Raw genomic sequence first — 19,919 nt, forward strand, 5'->3', positions numbered from 1 at the left:
ACGGACGGCGACTGTGCGCACAGTGCCACGATCGTCGCGTCCACGTCCCCGAGTTCCCAGTTTCGGTTCGCGGTGTCCGGCAGGGCCTGGATCAGCGCCTCGAGCGCCAACTCGACCGCCGGCAGGGTACGCCCGGACGTCAGCGAGTAGGGCCGGACCAGACTCGGTCCGCCACCGGCACGTTCGAAGTTCTGGCTGTCGTCCATGGCCACCTCGCGGTCAGGTCCCGACGACGGCCCGCGGCGCCGCCTGCACAGACGCGCCGACCCGGTCGACCAGCAGCGCCATCTCGTAGCCGACCTGCCCGATGTCGCAGCCCGCCGAGGTGAGCGTCGCCAGGTGCGAGCCGTCGCCGACGCTCATCAGCAGCAGGTAGCCACGCTGCATCTCGACCACCGACTGGAGCACTCCGCCGCCCTCGAACAGCCGCGAGACGCCCGCGGACAGGCTCGCGAGCCCGGAGGTCACCGCCGCCAGCTGCTCGGCCCGGTCCACCGGCAGGTGGGAACTGGCCGCCATCAGCAGCCCGTCCGCGGACACCAGCACCGCATGGGTGACACCCTGCACGTCGCGGGCGAAATTCGAGACCAGCCAGTCGAGCGAGCTGCGGCCCGCGGATCCCTGATCCAGGTTGAGCTCGGATCCCTGATCCATGTTCATCTGTCTCCTTAGATGCTGTTGCGTTCGGCCTGGCCGGCGGCGCGGCCCTCGCGGATGCCCTGTTGGTGCCTGCTGAGCTTCTCGCGGATCGCATCCGGGTCGCGCAGCCTCGGCGGCGTGTTGATCTTGTCAGCCCCGTCGACCCGGCCGGGCACCAGTCGGTGTCCGGGTCGACGTTGTGGCAGCCCCGAAGCGGTACGCGACTCGCCGCGTGGCCCGGTGGCCCGGTTGGCGGCGTCCCAGCCTACGTCCGCGGCGGACTTCCAGGCCCGGTTTCCCTCTGCCGAGATGGGGTCTGTCAGCCAGTCGGAGACCATGCCCATGAAGATCGGCGTCGTCTCGGTGGAGAGCAGCGCCGGCGGCTCCTCGACCCGCGGTCGGGCCATGAAGAACGACGCCGTCTTCTCGGAGTTCAGGCGGTAGCGGTGTCGCCTCGCCCGGGCCGGGTCGTCGTTGTCCGGGCCGGTGACGGGTGACGGGCCGACGACCGGATCCGGGGTGGGGGCCGGCGTGACCGGCCCAGCCACCAGGTCGCTCCGCGGTGGCAGGCCGGGTGTGGCACCGGGGGTCCGCCGCGGCAGCGCCACCGTGGGCTCGGGGACACGCTGCAGAGGCGCCGCCGTGGGCTCGGGGGCACGCTGCGGAGGCGCCGCCGTGGGCTCGGGTGTGCGCTCCGGGGGCCCGTCCGGACGCTCGGGGGCGCCCTCGGTGAACCCGGCCGCGACGCCCGGGGTGCGCTGCGGCAGACCGGGCTGCTCGGCGGCAGGAGGCTGGGCGCTGGGTACCTCGGTGCCGGGCGCCAACGTCAGTGGGCCGGGACCCACTGTGACGGATACCGGGACCACGGGCCCCGACCGCGTCTCGGGCGCCTGAGACTGAGGCGCCTGCGCCTGCGCCTGCGTCTGCGGCCGAGGCACCTGGGCCATGGGCGCTGCGGGCCGCGGCCGAGGAGCCGGCTCCTCGCCGTAGGCATCCACGGACGCCTGCGGCCCGGTCATCGCCAGCGCCAGCGGCGACACCATCACGGTGTGTGGGATGTGCACGCTCGTCGTGACACCTTGGTTCCGCATCGTGTCGAAGGTCGGACGCATCCGGACGGTCAGTCCGTGCTGCGCGGCGAGCTCGCTGATCACGTACAGGCCCATGTGGCGGGCCGTCTCGGCGCTCACCTCGCCGCCGGACGCGAGCCGCTCGTTGATCTTTGCCAGCTCCGCCGGCTGGATGCCGATGCCGCGGTCGGCGATCTCGAGCAGCAGCCCGCCGTCGACGGCGCGGGCGAAGTTGAACGTCACCTTGGACTCGGGCGGGGAGGCGCGCAGCGAGTTGTCCAGCAGTTCGGCCAGCATGTGCACGATGTCCGTGGCGACGGCGCCGGCGATCGCGCCCTGCGGCGTATTGCCGACCTCCACCCGCTGGTAGTCCTCCACCTCGGACATCGCGGCGCGCAGCACGTCGCCGACCTGGACGGGTTCGGAGTGGCCGCGGCGGGTGCGGGTACCGGAGAGGATCAGCAGGTTCTCGCCGTTTCGGCGCATGCGGGCCGCGAGGTGGTCGAGCCGGAAGAGGCTCTCGAGCCGCCGGGGATCCTTCTCCTCGAACTCGAGGTTCTCGATCAGGCCGAGCTGCTGGTCGACCAGCGACTTGCTGCGCCGGGCGAGGGTCTCGAACATGTCGCCGATCTGCAGGCGCAGTTGCGCCTGGTCCCCGGCCAGCTTGAGTGCCTGGCCGTGCATGTCGTCGACGGCGCGGGCGAGCGTGCCGATCTCCTCGGTGGTGTACACCGGGATCGGCTCGAAGTCGGTGACCGCGGAGGTGTCGCCGACCTTGATCCGCTCGAGCGCGTTGGGGAGGTCCTCGTCGGCGACCTTGATCGCCCCGCGCCGGAGCCGGTTGATCGGGCGGATCAGTGACCGCGCGACAACCAGGCCCAGCAGGATCGTGGCGAGCAGCGTGGCGAGCACCACGACGGCGGCCTGTACCGCCGCGGAACGGGTCTCGCTGGCCTTCGCGGCCACCAGGTCGATGATCTTGGCGGTCGAGCTCTTGATCAGCGGGGTGTAGATCGACTGGCTGTCGAGCATCGTCTGATGCATCTCGAGCTTCGGCGGCGTACCGGCCGGCGTGTTCAGCATCAGGTCGCTGCGGGTGTTGACCGCCTGCCGCAGAGCGGCCAGGTTGGGGTCGTCCTCCGGGAAGTAGCGGGCCAGGATGTCGATCATGGCCAGCTCGGCGCCGATGCCGGTAGCCAGCTCGCCGTCGGTGATGTTCGGATCCTGATAGCGCTTGATGATCGCGAGCGTCTGGTCGAAGAGGCGACGCTGCGCGGCCCAGGCGTCGATCAGCCGGGTTCCCTCGTTGAGGATCGTCTCGTCACCGATGGGCGCGATGGCCGCGATGACGGTCTTCGCCGCGTCCGACTGGATCGCCGCCGTCCGGGCACCGAGGTCGTCGAGCGACAGTTTCGTCATGTCGCCGCGGAGCGCCTCGGTGTCGCCGATCACCCGTTCCACGGAGGCCACCAGGTCGGGATCCATCTCGGGGTCCGCGATGGCCTCGCGCATCGCCTCGATCGTCTTGCTGACCTGCGCGGCGTCGTCGGTCGGCGACCCCTGCCGGGAGAGGTAGTTGGCGATGAGGAAGCCGGTCGCGACGTCCATGTCCAGCAGCGGCGCGACGATGGAGGTTCGCGTCGCGGCCTCGCTGAAGTGGGCGGCGGTGCTGAGCTGGTCCTGTACGCGGAGCCCACCGAGCACCATTGCCGCGGTGATCGGCAGCGCGACCACCGCGGCGACCTTCCATCGCAGACCCCAGCCCTCGAGGTTCCACGGCCTGTTGACAGGCGGCGACTGCGTCTTCATCTTCCAAACTCACTTTCCACCCAGGTCCGGCACAAGTTCCCGTACTCGTGCCGCCCCCCCGGACCACAGAACGACTGTTCGGTGGAGGGAGTCGAGGACTGACTCCTCAGCGGCTCCGGAGTCTAGAGGCTCCGAGACCCCGGCGAGTGCCTTATTGTTCTCGAGTCGTTATGACGTCGTGATCGAACGGCCCGGCCAATCCCGCAGGCGTCAGGACAATTCCGGCACAACTGTCGCAATCGCGCCATATCAGCCCCACTGGTGCCGTCGTACCCCACCAGCTTCTCCGGATTGCGCCGAGCCGGGCGCCAAAGTGATTCACTTCACACGCGCCCGGCTCGGTTCCCTGGGTCTCTCAGACGTCGAGGAAGCGGACATCCTTCGCGTTACGGGTGATGAAGCTGCGACGGGCCTCGACGTCCTCACCCATCAGGATGCTGAACAGCTCGTCGGCCGCCGCCGCGTCGTCGAGGGTCACCAGGCGCAGCACCCGCACCGACGGATCCATGGTGGTCTCCCACAGTTCCTTGGCGTTCATCTCGCCGAGACCCTTGTAGCGCTGGATGCCGTCGTCCTTGTTGATCTTCTTGCCGCTCTTGAGGCCGGCGTCGAGCAGCGCGTCGCGCTCGCGGTCCGAGTACGCGAAGTCCGGGTCCGACCGCTGCCACTTGAGCTTGTACAGCGGCGGCTGCGCGAGGTAGACGTGGCCGTGCTCGACCAGCGGACGCATGAACCGGAACAGCAACGTCAGCAGCAGGGTGGCGATGTGCTGGCCGTCGACGTCGGCGTCGGCCATCAGCACGATCTTGTGGTACCGCAGCTTGGCGATGTCGAACTCGTCGTGGATGCCGGTACCGAACGCGGTGATGATCGACTGGACCTCGGTGTTCTTGAGGACGCGGTCGATGCGGGCCTTCTCGACGTTGATGATCTTGCCGCGCAGCGGGAGGATCGCCTGGTACATCGAGTCGCGGCCGGACTTGGCCGAGCCGCCTGCGGAGTCGCCCTCCACGATGTAGATCTCGGACTTGGCCGGGTCGTTGGAGCGGCAGTCGGCGAGCTTGCCGGGCAGGCCGCCGAGGTCGGTGGCGCTCTTGCGCCGGACCAGTTCGCGCGCCTTGCGGGCGGCGACGCGGGCCTGCGCGGAGGACACCGCCTTGCCGACGATCGTCTTGGCATCGGCCGGGTTGGACTCGAACCAGTGCCCGAGGTGCTCGTTGCACGCCTTCTGCACGAACGACTTGACCTCGGTGTTGCCGAGCTTGGTCTTGGTCTGGCCCTCGAACTGCGGCTCGCTGACTTTGACGCTGACGATGGCCGCGAGACCCTCGCGGATGTCGTCGCCGGTGAGCTTCGGGTCCTTGTCCTTGAGCAGCTTCTTGTCCAGCGCGTACTTGTTGACGGTGGCCGTCAACGCGGCGCGGAAGCCCTCTTCGTGGGTGCCGCCCTCGTGGGTGTTGATGGTGTTCGCGAAAGTGTGCACGGACTCCGAGTACCCGGAGTTCCACTGCATCGCGACCTCGAGCTCGTGGCCGGGGCCCTTGCCGGTGAAGCCCACCACCGAGTTGTGGATCGGGGTCTTGCTCTTGTTGATGTGCCGGACGTAGTCCTCGAGTCCACCGGGGTAGTGGTAGATGCGGGACTTCGTCTTCACCTTCCCCGACTTCTCCTCCTCCTCCACCTCGGCGGCCGACCTCGGCGCCTCGGCGACTTCGGCGGCCTCGTCGTCGATGACCTCGGCGCGCTCGTCGGTCAGCGTGATGGTCAGACCCTTGTTCAGGAAGGCCATCTCCTGCAGGCGACGGGCGACGGTCTCGAAGTTGTATCGAGTCGTCTCGAAGATCTCCGGGTCAGCCCAGAAGCTGACGGTGGTTCCCGTCGCCTTGGTGGCGTCACCCTTGATCAGCTCACCGGGCTTGGAGTCGGTGTACGTCTGGTGCCACTCGAAGCCGTCGACGTTGATGTCCACGTCGAGGCGGGTGGACAGCGCGTTGACCACGGAGATGCCGACACCGTGCAGGCCACCGGAGACCGCGTACGAGTCCGAGTCGAACTTGCCGCCGGCATGGAGCTGGGTCAGGACGACCTCGACGGTCGGAACTCCGGACGCGTGCATCCCGACGGGAATGCCTCGACCGTCGTCGACGACCCGGATGCCGCCGTCCTCGAGCAGCGTCACCTCGACCTTGCTCGCGTGCCCGGCCATCGCCTCGTCGACCGAGTTGTCGACGACCTCCCAGATCAGGTGGTGCAGGCCGCGCTCACCGGTGGAACCGATGTACATACCGGGGCGCTTGCGAACCGCCTCGAGTCCCTCGAGGATCGTGATGGACGATGCGTCGTAGTCTTTGCTCGGAGTGCTCTTGTCTGACTTCTGGGCAGCCACGGGCGGGGTGCTCTCCTTCTCATCTGCATGCCGAGCGCGGCCAGTGGAGCCGGCGGCCGCGAGGTACCACGCCATCTTACTTGCACGGGCATGGCCGGGAGTGCCTACGACACCCCTGACGTCCCCGTCAGCGCATTTTCGGCGACCCCGGTAGGTGCAAACCTGGGTGGATCGGGTCAGGACGAGACCGTGTCGGCGTCCGTCACGACGTCACGGTCGAGCACGTCCTCGACGAACTCCGCGGTCAGCCGGGCCACCTCGGCGGCATGCGAGATCGGCGACCAGTGCCCGGCCGGGATCACCCGACGCCGCAGGTCGGGGGCCCACTTCTCGGTGTCCTGGTAACCCACCGGACGGACCGCGCGGTCGTTGGCGTTGAGGATCAACTGCACCGGCACGTCGGTGCGGCGTGCCCGCGGCGCACCGAGACGCGGCCTGATGTTCGCCCGGTAGAGCTTGAGGCCGTTGACCATGTCCGCGCGCAACGTCGGCGCGGTCGGGACCAGGGTGGGGTCGAGTCCGTCGAAGAACCGCAGGAACGTCGGCCACAGCCGGTCCAGACCGAGCCGGAACGGCAGCGGGCCCAGCACCGGAATCTGGAAGAGCACGGTGTACGCCGAGGCGACGGCCTGGGCGAGCCGGTCCCGGATCCGGCGGGGGCTCGGGTCGGCGAACCCCTCGCGGACCCAGGTGCCGAGGTGGTCGAGGTTCGGGCCGGAGATCGAGGTGAACGACGCGATGCGGCGGTCCGCGTCGGGCTCGCACACCGCCTCCCAGGTCTCGACCGAACCCCAGTCGTGGGAGAGCACGTGCACCGGTTCGGTCGGGCTGACCGCGTCGATCACCGCGAACAGGTCCTGGGCGATCAACTCGAGCCGGTAGGCCGACACGGCGGCCGGCACGGTGCTGCGGCCGGCGCCGCGACTGTCGTAGCTGACCACCCGGAACCTCTCCGCCAGTCGCGGCACCACGTGCTCCCACAACTGGTGGGTGTCCGGCCAGCCGTGCACCAGCACGAGCGTGGGACCGTTCGGGTTTCCCTGCTCGAAGACGGCCAGTTCGACGTCACCGTTGCCGACGGTCGACGCGACGGCCGGCCGCACCGAGTGGGATCCGTTGCTGCTGTTGCTCATTCGCTGTTCCTCACGTCTGAAGATCCAGGACGAGGCGCTCGCCGGCGGATCGGGACACACAGATCAACATCTCGTTCTCCTGCTCGGCCGCGCTCAACCGCGTCTCCCGGTGCTCGGGGGTGCCGCCGAGCACCCGCACCCGGCAGGTGCCGCAGAACCCCTGCTGACAGGAGTAGCCGACGCCGGGCAGTCGCTCCCTGATCACGTCGAGCGCGGACCGGTCCGCGGGCACCGTGAGCACCTCGCCGCTGCCCGCGAGTTCGACCTCGAATGCGGTCCCGTCGAGCACCGGCGGCGCACCGAACCGCTCGAAGTGCAGTGCGGTCGCCGGGGTGGCGGGGAACGCGGTGCGCACCAGTTCGAGCATCGGCGTCGGACCGCAGCAGTAGACGGCGCCGCCGGCCGGGGCCCGGCCCAGCAGGTCCTGGGCGGTCGGGATCCCGAACTCGTCGTCGGGACGAACGAAAACCCTTGCCGGATCCCATGACTCGATCTCGTCGAGGAACGGCATCGACTCGCGGGAGCGCCCCGAGTACACGAACTGCCAGTCCATCCCGGCGGCCCGCGCCGCGCGCACCATCGCCAGGATCGGTGTGATCCCGATGCCGCCGGCGACGAACAGTGCCCGCCCGTGCCCGACGAACGGGAAGCCGTTGCGGGGGCCACGGACGGTCACCGTGGTGCCGGGTCGCAGGCCGTGCATCTCGACGGACCCGCCGCCGCCGTCCGGAATCGCGCGGACCGCGATGCGGTAGTGGGAGCGGTCCGCGGGGTCCCCGCACAGCGAGTACTGACGACGCCGCCCGGAGGGCAGGTGGAAGTCGAGGTGACAGCCCGGCTGCCAGGCCGGCAGGTGGCCGCCACCGGGGGCGGCGAAGGTGAGCGCGGCGACGTTCTCGTCGCGCGCGACGACCTCGCGCGCGGTCACCGTCAGGGTCATCGCGGAGTCCGGGTTGTGCCCGGCGTGGCCGGGGTTGTAATCATGCCGCTCGATGAGGCGAAAGTAATTGTCCACCAACACTTTCGCAAAGGACATCACGCGGTCGCGGCGAGCCCGGCCGCGCAGGTCCGGCGGCGGCGCGACGTTCTCGTCGGGCACGTTCGTCATGGTCGTCATCGAGGGCGGCGCTACCGGGTCGCAGCCTGCGCGGCCGGGGAGGCGGCGAGGTACGCGACCGCCTGGGCCGTCGAGCCCTCGTGCGAGGGGTGGTAGTTGCGGCCGAAGTAGCGGCCCATCCGCACCACCACCTCCTTGATGCCCGGCAGCACGCCGCGTCTGCCCGCCGCCCGGAAGTCGGACCAGTGCGGCTTGCGGCGGTGCGGCGCCCAGCTCGCGAGCTCGGGATCGTTCGCCATCAGGAACCGGGTGCCGCGCACCCACAGGTAGACGATGGCTGGGGTGGCGATCAGCTGGGTGCGCAGGCGCCGGGACTCCCGCTTGTCGAAGTACCGCATCACGTCGTAGGCGACGGCGCGATGCTCGACCTCCTCGCTGCCGTGCCAGCGCAGCAGGTCCAGCATCGTCGGGTGCGGGTTGGCCCGGTCGAGGCCCTCGGCGTTGAGGACCCAGTCGCCGAGGAACGCGGTCAGGTGCTCGATCGCGGCGATCAGCGCGAGCCGCTCGATCAGGTAGTTCTCCTTGCGCCCCGCGGTGAACGGTCGCGGACCGAGGAGCTTGCCGAACACCCACTCCATCTGGTCGGTGAACGGCGTCGGGTCCAGGCCCCTGTCCTTGAGGTGCGCGAGCACGCCGGTGTGGGCGTGCGAGTGCATCGCCTCCTGGCCGATGAAGCCGGCGACGTCGGCGCGCAGCTCCTCGTCCTCGATCAGCGGGAGCGCCTCCTTGAAGGTCTCGACGAACCAGTCCTCGCCGGCGGGCAGCAGCAGGTGCAGCACGTTGAACACGTGGGTGGCGAAGGGGTCGCCTGGGATCCAGTGCATCGGCAGGTCCGACCAGTCGAACTCGACGTTCCGCGCCTGCAGCAGGAGGTGGTCGGGTTCCGCCACGGTCGGCGCGGGCGCGGTCTCGACGGACATCGGGCTCCCCTTTCGACGTCACGCGGCGACGCCTGTGACACAGTTCACTCGGTAATTCGAGTAACTGTAACATGGGGTAATAGACAAATGCAGGGGTCCCGACGGGCCCCGCCCGGTCCTATCCGTAGGTGTCCCGCGGGCCCCGGCCGCGGATGTGTCGTTCGCCCTTGCGCCAGCTGGGGGCGCTGGGCCCGGTGATCCGCAGCGTCGTCACCACGCCGTTCCCGACGGCCGCGGCAATCTTCGCCAGGATCTGCGCCTGCATCATCCGCAGCTGGGTGGCCCAGGCCGTGGACTCGGCCGAGATGCTCAACACGCCGTCACGCAGGCTCAACGGCACGGCGTGCACCGCGATGTCCTCCCCCACCACCTCCGGCCACCGGCCCAGCACCGTTCCCTCGGAGACCCTCGGCGACCATCCCCGCTTCTTGGCTACGGAACTGGTCAGCGCGCCGAAGGCCTGCGGGTCCCGGGTGTCCGGCCCCGGGCCCGACCAGCCTCGACGGCCGGTGCGTCGGGTCCCCGGCGACGACCGGCCCTGACCGACCGACTGCCCCTTTGCCTTCGCCGCCGCACGGGCCTCCTCCAGCGCCCGGCGCGCCAGGTCGATGCCACGGAGTTCGGGATCTTTGTCCGGGCCGCCGGCGGCCGGTGTCTCGTCGGGCATGGGGTGTCCTTTCCTGCTCTGGGTCAGCCGAGGGTGGAGGTGCGGCCGTCGGGCCGCTCCACGGCCGCGACCGCGAACCGGGCCGCGTCGAGTTCGGCCGGCACGTCCTCCGCGACGGCCGCGGTGATGAGCACCTGTTCGGCGTCGGCCGCGACCGCCGCCAGTGCGCTGCGACGCTTGCGGTCCAACTCGGCAAACACGTCGTCGAGCATCAGCACCGGGTCGGTGCCGTCGGTGCGCAGCAGCGCGAAGGCCGCGAGCCGCAGCGACAGCGCGAACGACCACGACTCGCCGTGACTGGCGAAGCCCTTGGCCGGCTGGTCCCCGAGCACCAGGTCGAGATCGTCGCGGTGCGGGCCCACCAGGCACACCCCGCGATCGATCTCGCGCTGCCGGGCGACGGCGAGTTCGCTGAGGAAGCTGGCTTCGAGCACCTCGACGTCCTCGCGCACCCACTCGCGCCGCGGGTCGGCGAGCTCGGGCGGCATCGACGCGCCCAGGCTACTGCGGTAGCGGATGCTCGCCGGCCGGGACTCCGGCGCGATGTCCCGGTAGGCCTGGGTCACGTGGTCGGTGAGCTCGCCGACCAGCCGCAACCGACCGGCCAGCAGTTCGGCACCGTGCGCGGCCAGGTGCCCATCCCAGACATCAAGTGTCGCAAGGGCACTCGCACCGTCGGTGGACCGCCCGCCGCGGCGCAGCGCGCCTCCTGCGGTCTTGAGCAGGGCCGAGCGCTGCCGCAGCACCTTCTCGTAGTCCGCCTTGACCGCGGCCATCCGCGGGATCCGCGAACACAGCAGTTCGTCGAGGAACCGGCGCCGGTCCCCCGGGTCGCCCCGCACCAGCGAGAGGTCCTCGGGGGCGAACAACACGCTGCGGAGCACGCCGAGGATCTCGCGGGGCCGACGCAGCGGCGAACCGTTCATCCGGGCCCGGTTCGCCCGGCCGTCGTTGATCTCGAGGTCGACGGCCAGTTCCCGGCCGTCGTTGACCACGACCGCACCGACCTGGGCCTGGGCCGCGCCCGCCCGGATCAGCGGCGCGTCCGTCGAGACCCGGTGCGAGGAGAGGGTCGCGAGGTAGCCGAGCGCCTCGAGCAGGTTGGTCTTGCCGTGTCCGTTCGGGCCGAGGAACAAGGTGATGCCCGGGCCGGGCTCGAGGGTGACTCCGTCCCAGGACCGGAAGTCGCGGAGCGTGAACTTGCGAACGAACACTTAGCCGGATTCCGAGACCCGTTGGACGGCGTGACCACCGAACTGGTTGCGCAGGGCCGAGACGGCCTTCATCGCCGGCGAGTCGGACTGCCGGGAGGCGAACCGGGCGAACAGCGCCGCGGAGATCACCGGCGCCGGCACGGCATGGTTGATCGCCTCCTCCACTGTCCACCGTCCCTCTCCGGAATCCTGTGTGTAGCCAGAGATTTCGGCAAACTCGGGGTCCTCGGCGAGCGCCTTGACCAACAGTTCCAACAGCCAGGACCGCACGACGGTGCCCTTGGTCCAGGCCCGCAGCACGCCGTGCACGTCGGTGACGAGGTCCTCCGCCTCGAGCAGCTCGTACCCCTCGGCGTACGCCTGCATCAGCCCGTACTCGATGCCGTTGTGCACCATCTTGGCGAAGTGCCCGGCGCCGACCGGTCCGGCGTGCACGTAGCCGTCGGCCCGCTCGCCCTCCGGACGCAGCGAGTCGAAGATCGGCAGCGCGCGTGCGACGTCGGACTCGTCGCCGCCGACCATCAACCCGTAACCGTTCTCGAGCCCCCACACGCCGCCGGAGACGCCGCAGTCGAGGAACCCGATGCCGGCCGCGCCGAGCAGGTCCGCGTGCGGGCGGTCCTCGGTGAACCGGGAGTTCCCGCCGTCGATCACCAGGTCACCGGCGTCGAGCACCTGGGCGAGTTCGGCAATGGTGTCCCGGGTGATCTGCCCGGACGGCACCATCACCCACACCACCCGGGGCGCCGTGAGGCCGCCGGCGAGGTCCGCGAGCGAGGCCACGTCGGTGACCTCCGGTCGCGGGTCGTACCCGAGCACCTCGTGGCCCTGCGCGCGGAGACGTTCGCGCATGTTGAAGCCCATCTTCCCGAGTCCGACCAGTCCCAGTTGCATCCTGTGATGTCCCTTCACTCGGATAGACGGTGCGTGACGACTCGGTGTTCCGACGGCGGTGACCGCCCGGGTGTCAGCCCGGCAGCCGGACCGGCATGAGCAGGTACGTGTAGTCGCTCTCGGGGGCGGCGAAGGCGCCGTTCTCGCCGGGCACCGGCTCCTCCTCCGGGGCGGGGCGGAGCACGGCCGGCCGGCTCGGGGTGGTGAACCCGAACGACACCCGCTCGCTGTGCAGCGAACCGAGACCGTCGATCAGGTAGCCGGGGTTGAACGCGATGGTCAGCGCCTCGCCCTGGAACTGGGCCTCGAGTGCCTCCTCGGCGCGGCCGGCGTCGTCGCCACCCGCCGCGAGCAGCAGACCGTCGGCCGAGAACTGCATCCGCACCTGTGCACCGCGCTCGGCGACCAGCGCGACACGCTTGATGGCCTCGACCAGCGGGAGCACCTCGACGGTCGCGATCGCGGTGTGCTCCGGCGGGAGCAGCTGACGGAACTTGGGGAATTCCGCGTCGAGCAGTCGGGTGGTGGTGCGACGACCCTCGCCGACGATGCCGAGCAGCCCTTCCGAGCCCACCGTGGAACCGGCGCCGAATGCCAGCTGGATCGGCGAATTCGACGGCCCACCAAGAGTTTTCGCTGCCTCGGACAGGGTCTTCGCTGGGATGAGCACCGCGGCGCTGGTGTCGGCGGCGGTGGGAGTCCACTCGATCTGACGGACCGCGAGGCGGAACCGGTCGGTGGCCGCGAGGACCACATTGGTGCCCTCGATCTCGACCCGGATGCCGGTCAGCATCGGCAGCGTGTCGTCCTTGCCGGCGGCGACCGCGACCTGGCCGATGGCCTCGGAGAAGACGTCGACGGGCAGGGTTCCGGTCTGCTGCGGCAGTTCGGGAAGCTGCGGGTAGTCCTCGACCGGCATGGTGGGCAGGGAGAACTTGGCACTACCGCAGGCGATGAGCACCCGGGTGCCGTCGACGGTGACGTCCACCGGCTTGGCGGGCAGCGACCGGGTGATGTCGGCAAGGAGCTTGCCGGAGACCAGCGACTGGCCCGGACCGGAGACCTCTGCGGAGATCCTGACCTGTGCGGACGTCTCGTAGTCGAACCCGGAGATCGTCAGGCCCTGCTCGTCCGCGGAGATCAGGACGCCGCCGAGGACTGGAACGGGCGGACGGGAAGGCAGGCTGCGAGCCACCCACGCGACGGAATCCGCAAAGTCTTCCCGGGCGACCCGAAACTTCATACTCCCGAGCTCCATCGGTGGGTTGGTCCTCTCCGTAGACGTGGCCTTACGCGTCCATGCCGAATCCCAAGAATCCGGCACCGACGACAGAAGCACACCGTATGCCCTCCAGCTCGAAGTTGAAAGCTGAAACCGGCGTGAGCCGCGCTTTCGGCTCAGTGCCGGCCACGGTTGCTCACAGGACCTGTTTTCAACTGATCTCTCCGGAGATAGAACAGCAGTAGTAATAGGTCCTGTGGAATCTGTGGACAGCACGGTCAACGTGCAGGTGTATCGGCGTGGCGTGCTGTGCAGTACTCGAGGATGCACTCGAGGACAGATCGGGCGTGCTGTGGACAGAGGAAATGTTGTTCGAAACAATCCTCGAGTACTCCACAGGTACTCCTCGAGTCATCCTCGAGTACTCCTCGAGTACTCCTCGAGTCCATCCTCGAGTACTCCTCGAGTACTCCTCGAGTCATCCTCGAGTACTCCACAGACTCATGGAGTTGCACACAGGGTTATCCACAGGTGTGACAACATAATTGCCCACAGGTGTGAATAGATTCTCAGGCTGGTTCGGGCGCGTCGGGACTCACACCGAGGAGATCGGCACGGGGACCGGACGGGGCTTGCGGGTCACGGGGCACGCCAGACGGGATGCGTTGACGGATGGGTGGCCCGACCCGTCAGGTCTCAGGACAGTGCGGTCAATGGCCGAAACCTGACCGACGGGTCGAGAGTGAGGTACCGGGCAACGACGTCGACGCCTCGCCCGTGACCACCGCCGCCCGGTCCCCCATGCACTCTTCAGGGAGATCGAATGCCCGTCGAACCGGACCGTGCCGGTGGGCGAGACCGGCCGAGCGACCGCACCGTGCCTGGTCTTCGGCTCCGGGTGGCTGCGACAGTGGGTTTCTCGTCGTACTCGAACCGGCGCCACGTCTCGGGTCGTGGTTCGGGCCGGCGAGTCCCTCGGGTTCGATCCGTTTCCGTCGCCGACGACGGTCCGGCGGATCCTCCTCGACCACGGCCGGATCGTCGCGCGACCCCATCCCCGATCGTCACGGGGTGTGCCGTTGGGAGTTCACGATGTCCAGAGACATCCACCTGCCCTGAACGCAGACATGGGGGGCGTGCGACCCCCTGTCACGCACGCCCCCCACGCCTGTACCAAGAATGGACCCCAGCGATCCGCGCGTCGTGCGTAGTGCACTACCTGTTTCTTCCGCCGGGGCCGCGCACGCGACCGGCCGACACGCTGACCCGCATGCCAGCCGGTTGATCAGCGCTTCGAGCGCTGCTTGATTCGCGCGGTGAGCTCCTGCACCTGGTCGTAGACCTTGCGTCGCTCGGTCATCTCCTTGCGGATCTTCTTGTCGGCGTACATCACAGTGGTGTGGTCGCGACCGAAGGTCTGACCGATCTTCGGCAACGAGAGATCGGTCAGTTCGCGGCAGAGGTACATCGAGATCTGTCGGGCCTGTGCGATCGGCCGGGTCTTCCCGGGGCTGCACAGCTCCTCGATGCTGGTGTTGAAGTACTCGGCGGTGACGGCCATGATCGTCGCGGCGTTGATCTCGATCGTCGCGGAGTCCGGCATCAGGTCGCGCAGCACCACCTCCGCGAGGGTCAGGTCCAGGGCCTGCCGGTTCAGCGAGGCGAACGCGGTGACCCGGATCAGTGCGCCCTCGAGCTCGCGGATGTTGCGCTCGATCCGGCTCGCGATCAGTTCGAGCACGTCATCCGGGACATCGAGCCGGTCCATCCGGGCCTTCTTGCTCAGGATGGCGATCCGGGTTTCGAGTTCGGGCGGCTGGACGTCGGTGATCAGGCCCCACTCGAAGCGGGTCCGGAGCCGTTCCTCGAGGGTCGCGAGCTGCTTCGGCGGCCGGTCGGAGGCGATGACGATCTGCTTGTTGGCATTGTGCAGGGCCTCGAAGGTGTAGAAGAACTCCTCCTGGATGGCTTCCTTGCCCTCGATGAACTGGATGTCGTCGACCAGCAGGACATCCGTCTCGCGGTAGCGGCGCTTGAAGGCGACCTTGCGGTCGTCGCGCAGGCTGTTGATGAAGTCGTTGGTGAATTCCTCGGTGGAGACGTACTTCACCCGAATTCCAGGGAACAGTCGCTGCGAGTAGTGCCCGGCCGCATGCAGCAGGTGTGTCTTGCCCAGCCCCGAGGAACCCCACACGAACAGGGGGTTGTACGCCCGTGCGGGGGCCTCCGCGATCGCGACCGCGGCGGCGTGGGCGAACCGATTCGACGAACCGATGACATAGGTGTCGAAGGTGTACTTCGCGTTGAGACTGTTGCCGCCGGATTCGGAGGGTGCCGAGACCGGCGGCTTGGTGAAGTACGACGGCCAGGACTCGTGAACGCTGGCGATCGCCTCCCGGTCCTCGTCGATCTCTTCCGGATCGGTGTCGTCGGGTTCGGGCGCCGCGGCGTCCGTGGTCTCGTCGGGGCCGGGCCGACGGCGTCGGTACGTCGGCGCGCTGAGCGCGGAAGGTTCGATGGAGACGGCGGGGTAGTCGGGCCGGCTGAACAGATCGGGTTCCGATTCTGCCTCCGCGGCCTCCTCGGGCGGCGCGACCCGGACGCCGAGGCCCTCGACGCCCGAACTGACGTACCGGTTGAGTGCCTGCATGATCGGTTCCCGCAGATCGCGCTCGATCGACTCCTGCACGAATGCCGACGGGACGGAGAGCAGGGCGAAGCCCTGAGTGAGGGTGAGCGGCCGAACCAGCGCGAGCATCGCCTTCTGGGCCCTCGACAGCGGTGTGTGGGAGTCGTCGGCCGTCAGTTCAGCGAGGACCTCCACCCAGACCTGCTCCAGGGTGTGTGCTTCCTCGTTCAACTTCAGTCCTCCCAGGTCAGTGCGGTGAGGCGGAGTCTTTCGCGACTGGAGTACCGGCAACTGGCAACGCTTCCACCTGGGGATAACTATCCCCGCTCAAGGCACCGAATATGCCACCTGGACTGTAATTCCACACAATTATCCACATCTGTGGATAAGCCGCGGGGGTGTGAGCGGATGCGCCACTCGACGGCAGCGTCCGGGCTCCGGCGCGGGCTTACCTGCGGCGACGCGGACGAGGCAGGTCGGATCGGTGCCGCGCGGCCGTGTGCGACCGGGCGAGGTCGGTGTTAGTTGCCTTACATGCATCGCCGACGGACCGACGCCATGGCACAGGCGAGGCGCAGAGGCAAGGACCCCGGGATTGCAGCGTGTCCGTGCGAATCTTGGTTTGACCTCGAGGATTGTCCTGCGTACCCTCGTACAGTCACCTGAATTCGAGGTGACGGTTTCGTGCTGGCTGCATCTCGCCGGGCGCGAGTCCGTCACGGCCTCGGCTGCGGGGGACCACCAATTTTCAGTTTGAGAGGCGCCGACTGGCGCCGATGATCTATAGGAGTTGACCGTGGCCAAGGGCAAGCGGACGTTCCAGCCGAACAACCGACGCCGCGCGCGCGTCCACGGCTTCCGTCTTCGTATGCGTACCCGTGCAGGGCGCGCCATCGTTTCTGCGCGTCGCCAAAAGGGCCGCGCTTCTCTCACCGCCTGATTCTGACTTCGGGAGCTCGGGATGCTTCCTGAGCCGCACCGGTTGCGTCGACGGTCGGACTTCGCGTCCACCGTTCGACGTGGTCAGCGGGCTGCCCGGCGGGACGTGGTCATCCACGCCCTGGCCGGCAACCCGACTGAGGTTTTGGTGAGTGACACCGGTCCGCGTTTCGGGCTGGTGGTAAGCAAGGCTGTCGGGCCGGCGGTGATTCGACATCGAGTCGCGCGCCGGCTTCGTCATATCTGTGTGGGCCTCGTCGCGGAGGTGCCGGAGGGCACCAACGTGGTGATCCGGGCGCTGCCCGGGTCCGCGACGGCCTCATCGAAGGAGCTCGACCGGCAACTCCGGTCCGGCCTTCGCAAACTCAACCTTCTTGTCAGTGTGGGAAATTCGGTATGACCGACAGTCGAAGTACGGGCACGTCCCGGTGGACCTCGCTGCGTCGTGTCCCCGCTCGAGCTCTGATCTTCGTCATCGAGCTGTACCGCAGCTACGTCTCTCCGTTGCGGTTGCCCACCTGTCGTTTCACGCCCACCTGCAGCGAGTACGCCGTCGACGCCCTGCGCGACCGCGGCGTCGTGATCGGCCTCGGGTTGACCGTTGTGCGCCTGCTCAAGTGCGCACCCTGGCACCCTGGAGGCTGGGATCCGGTCCCGCCGCGCAGGTCCCGCCGTCCGTGTGGCGATGCTGCCGCGGATTCCGAGCCGTCCGGTAGGGATACTGGCAAGCAAACCCACCGTCTGGTGGACGCGCACGAACAGAGGAGTACCTAGAGCCGTGCTCGACGTCATTTATTATCCGGTGTCTGGGATCCTCTGGGTCTGGCACAAGATCTTCGGCGCCATCCCGTTCCTGGGGCCCAACAGCGGCATCACCTGGGCCCTGTCGGTGATGTTCCTGGTGTTCACGCTGCGTGCGATCCTGTACAAGCCGTTCGTCAAGCAGGTGCGTACCACCCGGCAGATGCAGGAACTGCAGCCTCAGATCAAGGCGCTGCAGAAGAAGTACAGCAAGGACCGCCAGCGGATGGCGCTGGAGATGCAGAAGCTCCAGAAGGAGCACGGCTTCAACCCGATCATGGGTTGCCTCCCCGTGCTGCTGCAGGCGCCCGTGTTCATCGGCCTGTTCCACGTGCTGCGGTCCTTCAACCGGACCGGTGAGGGCTACGGCCAGCTCGGCATGTCCATCCAGGACAACGCGAACACCCCGAACTACTTCTTCAGCGCGGCCGACGTCCAGTCCTTCCTGGATGCCCGCCTGTTCGGTGCCCCGATCTCCGCGGCCATGACCACCCCGACCGCACAGCTCGAGGCCTACGGCGTGCCGATCCCGAGCGTCTGGAGCATCGCGGCCGTCGCGGTCCCGCTGATGATCATCGCGTCCATCGCCACGCACTTCAACTCGCGCGCCTCGGTGGCTCGGCAGAGCGAGGCCGCCGCCGCGAACCCGCAGTCCGCGATCATGAACAAGCTCGCGCTGTACGTGTTCCCGCTGGGTGTGCTCGTCGGTGGCCCGTTCCTGATGATCGCCATCCTGCTGTACTGGGTGTCGAACAACATCTGGACCTATGCGCAGCAGCACCTCGTGTTCCGTCGCATCGACGCGGAGGAAGAGGAGAAGCGGCTGGCCGCCATCGAGCGCCGCTCGGACAACGCCCCCAAGCCGGGGGTGCGTCCGGACATGACGAAGAAGCGCAAGGCCGCCTCGACGTCGAGCGACTCCTCCCCCGCTGACGAGGTCGAGGAGGCCGGCGACGAGCCGGACGTGCAGGCGAAGGCGCCGAAGCCCGGTGCCCGGCCGGCCGCGAACCGAGGAAAGACTTCCAAGCGCAACAAGCGGCGCTGACTCGAGAAAAGGGAACGACGATGGCGAATGATCCGGTAACCGCGCGGGACGGAGACGACGAGGTCGTGGCGGATGTGGCGGATGTGTCTGGTGAGACCGAGGCTGACGACTTGGATCCCGAGGACGCGCTGATCGAAGAGGGCGAGATCGCCGGCGACTACCTCGAGCAGTTGCTCGACGTGCTGGACTTCGACGGCGACATCGACCTCGATGTCGAGGGCGACCGCGCGGTCGTCAGCATCGACGGCGGCGAGGACCTCGCGAAGCTCGTCGGCCGCAAGGGCGAGGTGCTCGACGCGCTCCAGGAACTGACCCGGCTGGCGGTGCAGCAGGCGACCGGCGAGCGCAGTCGGCTGATGCTGGATGTGGCGGGCTGGCGTGCGGGTCGGCGTGCCGAGCTCACCGAGATCGGCGTGGCCGCGGCGAAGCGGGTGCTCGAGTCCGGCGAGCCGGAGTCGCTCACCCCGATGACGCCGTTCGAGCGCAAGATCGTGCACGACGCGGTCGCGAAGATCGACGGCGTCTCCAGCGAGAGCGAGGGCGCGGAGCCGTCGCGTCGTGTGGTGGTCCTGAAGGACTGACCCGAGTGCCGCACTTCCCGTGCGGAGTCGTGAGAAGGCCCCCAACCTTTCGGTTGGGGGCCTTCTCGTTTCCATGTCCGCTCCGCCGTTCCGCTCCGCCGTTCCGGCCGGCTCACCGGACCGGCGTGACACTCCCCTCCCCCCGCCGTCGACCGGACCCCGTCGACCCGACCCGACCCGCCGACGGGTCACGGCGCCGGTCGCCGATTGGTGCACACCTCGCCGCGGCCGGCGCCGGGGCGGGCCGGCCATCCGGATGCAGATTGCGTCGGACGCACATCGCACGCCACCCCGGTCGTGCCCGGCGTTCGAGCCCGGCCGCCAGGGACGTGACGGCCGAGCCGTGCCGGGTGTTCAAGCCCGGCCGCCCGGGACGTGACCGTCGAGCCGTGCGCCCAGATCCGACTGCCGTGTCACCGCCGCCGCGCCATGCGTCGGTTCCGGGATCCGGGCGCCGCCGGGAGGCGGACCCCGGCCGCACCGCCGGCGGGGCTCCGGACACCGATGGGCCTACTCGCTCGCGTCGGCCTCATTTCGTAACCCGTCACCGTGACGAAACTCCCGGGGGTGGCGGGGTGCATGAAATCCGCCGTCGAAATTCCGCTTTGGCGCCGAGATTGTTCCGGCTCCCCGGGTTCGGCTCCCCGTCTCGCGGCTGAGCTGTTTCACGTGGAACCCGGGTGCTGTCGGTCCTGTCGGGGCGGTGACCCCCGGCCGGAGCGACGCGCCGGGGTGGATCGCGCGGGGGCGAGGCGATGCGGCTCCCCCGGTTCGCGTGGAGGTGTCGCCGTCTGCCGTGCGATCCGTCCGCCCGGCGAGCGTCGGCGGGCCGCCCCGGCGTCGGCCGTCCGTC

Annotated in this window: 17 protein-coding genes; 5 read left to right on the top strand and 12 right to left on the bottom strand. The window is 68.8% G+C overall.

The window, feature by feature from the left end:
• The 12 genes from AC1DWC_RS16910 to dnaA all read right to left on the bottom strand — a co-directional run.
• A partial coding sequence (locus AC1DWC_RS16910) for a DUF742 domain-containing protein (protein WP_477909847.1) occupies positions 1–206 on the bottom strand: 206 nt, incomplete at its 3' end.
• Positions 207–219: 13 nt separating this feature from the next.
• The gene (locus tag AC1DWC_RS16915; protein WP_477909907.1) at positions 220–654 is read right to left on the bottom strand and encodes a roadblock/LC7 domain-containing protein; all 435 of its coding nucleotides are present in this window, start codon (positions 652–654) and stop codon (positions 220–222) included.
• A gap of 14 nt (positions 655–668) precedes the next feature.
• Complete coding sequence (locus AC1DWC_RS16920; protein ID WP_477909849.1) at positions 669–3,518, bottom strand: HAMP domain-containing sensor histidine kinase; 2,850 nt, start codon at positions 3,516–3,518, stop codon at positions 669–671.
• A gap of 355 nt (positions 3,519–3,873) precedes the next feature.
• Positions 3,874–5,904, bottom strand: a complete 2,031-nt coding sequence (gyrB, locus tag AC1DWC_RS16925; RefSeq protein ID WP_477909851.1) for a DNA topoisomerase (ATP-hydrolyzing) subunit B — start codon at positions 5,902–5,904, stop codon at positions 3,874–3,876.
• Between the two features lie 176 nt (positions 5,905–6,080).
• Complete coding sequence (locus AC1DWC_RS16930) at positions 6,081–7,037, bottom strand: alpha/beta fold hydrolase (protein ID WP_477909853.1); 957 nt, start codon at positions 7,035–7,037, stop codon at positions 6,081–6,083.
• A 10-nt stretch (positions 7,038–7,047) separates the two neighbouring features.
• Entirely contained in the window at positions 7,048–8,154 is a 1,107-nt protein-coding gene (locus tag AC1DWC_RS16935) for a PDR/VanB family oxidoreductase (protein WP_477909855.1), read from the bottom strand.
• Positions 8,155–8,165: 11 nt separating this feature from the next.
• Positions 8,166–9,074: a metal-dependent hydrolase gene (locus AC1DWC_RS16940; RefSeq protein ID WP_477909857.1), complete on the bottom strand. Its 909-nt coding sequence runs from the start codon at positions 9,072–9,074 to the stop codon at positions 8,166–8,168.
• Positions 9,075–9,192: 118 nt separating this feature from the next.
• Positions 9,193–9,741: a DUF721 family protein gene (locus tag AC1DWC_RS16945; RefSeq protein ID WP_477839554.1), complete on the bottom strand. Its 549-nt coding sequence runs from the start codon at positions 9,739–9,741 to the stop codon at positions 9,193–9,195.
• Positions 9,742–9,764: 23 nt separating this feature from the next.
• Positions 9,765–10,955 (bottom strand): DNA replication/repair protein RecF, encoded by a 1,191-nt coding sequence (gene recF / locus AC1DWC_RS16950; protein WP_072846532.1) that lies wholly within the window; start codon positions 10,953–10,955, stop codon positions 9,765–9,767.
• Positions 10,956–11,867 (bottom strand): phosphogluconate dehydrogenase (NAD(+)-dependent, decarboxylating), encoded by a 912-nt coding sequence (gene gnd / locus AC1DWC_RS16955; protein WP_477909859.1) that lies wholly within the window; start codon positions 11,865–11,867, stop codon positions 10,956–10,958.
• A 55-nt stretch (positions 11,868–11,922) separates the two neighbouring features.
• Positions 11,923–13,107, bottom strand: coding sequence for a DNA polymerase III subunit beta (gene dnaN, locus AC1DWC_RS16960; protein ID WP_477909861.1), 1,185 nt, complete (start codon positions 13,105–13,107; stop codon positions 11,923–11,925).
• Between the two features lie 1,249 nt (positions 13,108–14,356).
• Positions 14,357–15,931 (bottom strand): chromosomal replication initiator protein DnaA, encoded by a 1,575-nt coding sequence (dnaA, locus tag AC1DWC_RS16965; protein WP_477909863.1) that lies wholly within the window; start codon positions 15,929–15,931, stop codon positions 14,357–14,359.
• 565 nt (positions 15,932–16,496) lie between these two features.
• Here dnaA and rpmH point away from each other — a divergent pair.
• Genes rpmH through AC1DWC_RS16990 form a run of 5 tightly spaced genes read left to right on the top strand, consistent with a single transcriptional unit; the run spans position 16,497 to position 19,066 of the window.
• A complete protein-coding gene (rpmH, locus tag AC1DWC_RS16970; RefSeq protein WP_072754329.1) occupies positions 16,497–16,640 on the top strand; it encodes a 50S ribosomal protein L34 in 144 nt (47 codons plus the stop codon).
• Between the two features lie 21 nt (positions 16,641–16,661).
• Positions 16,662–17,039, top strand: coding sequence for a ribonuclease P protein component (gene rnpA / locus AC1DWC_RS16975; protein ID WP_477839562.1), 378 nt, complete (start codon positions 16,662–16,664; stop codon positions 17,037–17,039).
• Positions 17,036–17,413: a membrane protein insertion efficiency factor YidD gene (yidD, locus tag AC1DWC_RS16980; protein WP_477909865.1), complete on the top strand. Its 378-nt coding sequence runs from the start codon at positions 17,036–17,038 to the stop codon at positions 17,411–17,413. Before rnpA ends, yidD begins: the two co-directional genes overlap by 4 nt.
• Positions 17,414–17,417: 4 nt before the next feature.
• Positions 17,418–18,485 (top strand): membrane protein insertase YidC, encoded by a 1,068-nt coding sequence (gene yidC / locus AC1DWC_RS16985; RefSeq protein ID WP_477909867.1) that lies wholly within the window; start codon positions 17,418–17,420, stop codon positions 18,483–18,485.
• 20 nt (positions 18,486–18,505) lie between these two features.
• Positions 18,506–19,066: a Jag family protein gene (locus AC1DWC_RS16990; RefSeq protein ID WP_072846525.1), complete on the top strand. Its 561-nt coding sequence runs from the start codon at positions 18,506–18,508 to the stop codon at positions 19,064–19,066.
• Positions 19,067–19,919: the final 853 nt, after the last annotated feature.

The organism is Rhodococcus sp. P4_C10 (genome assembly GCF_056402135.1).

Coding starts and splice junctions, on each gene's coding strand:
- AC1DWC_RS16915 (WP_477909907.1), bottom strand. CDS start 654: ATGGATCAGGGATCCGAGCTCAACCTGGATCAGGGATCCGCGGGCCGC.
- AC1DWC_RS16920 (WP_477909849.1), bottom strand. CDS start 3,518: ATGAAGACGCAGTCGCCGCCTGTCAACAGGCCGTGGAACCTCGAGGGC.
- AC1DWC_RS16930 (WP_477909853.1), bottom strand. CDS start 7,037: ATGAGCAACAGCAGCAACGGATCCCACTCGGTGCGGCCGGCCGTCGCG.
- AC1DWC_RS16935 (WP_477909855.1), bottom strand. CDS start 8,154: ATGACGACCATGACGAACGTGCCCGACGAGAACGTCGCGCCGCCGCCG.
- AC1DWC_RS16940 (WP_477909857.1), bottom strand. CDS start 9,074: ATGTCCGTCGAGACCGCGCCCGCGCCGACCGTGGCGGAACCCGACCAC.
- AC1DWC_RS16945 (WP_477839554.1), bottom strand. CDS start 9,741: ATGCCCGACGAGACACCGGCCGCCGGCGGCCCGGACAAAGATCCCGAA.
- dnaN (WP_477909861.1), bottom strand. CDS start 13,107: ATGGAGCTCGGGAGTATGAAGTTTCGGGTCGCCCGGGAAGACTTTGCG.
- rnpA (WP_477839562.1), top strand. CDS start 16,662: ATGCTTCCTGAGCCGCACCGGTTGCGTCGACGGTCGGACTTCGCGTCC.
- yidD (WP_477909865.1), top strand. CDS start 17,036: ATGACCGACAGTCGAAGTACGGGCACGTCCCGGTGGACCTCGCTGCGT.
- AC1DWC_RS16990 (WP_072846525.1), top strand. CDS start 18,506: ATGGCGAATGATCCGGTAACCGCGCGGGACGGAGACGACGAGGTCGTG.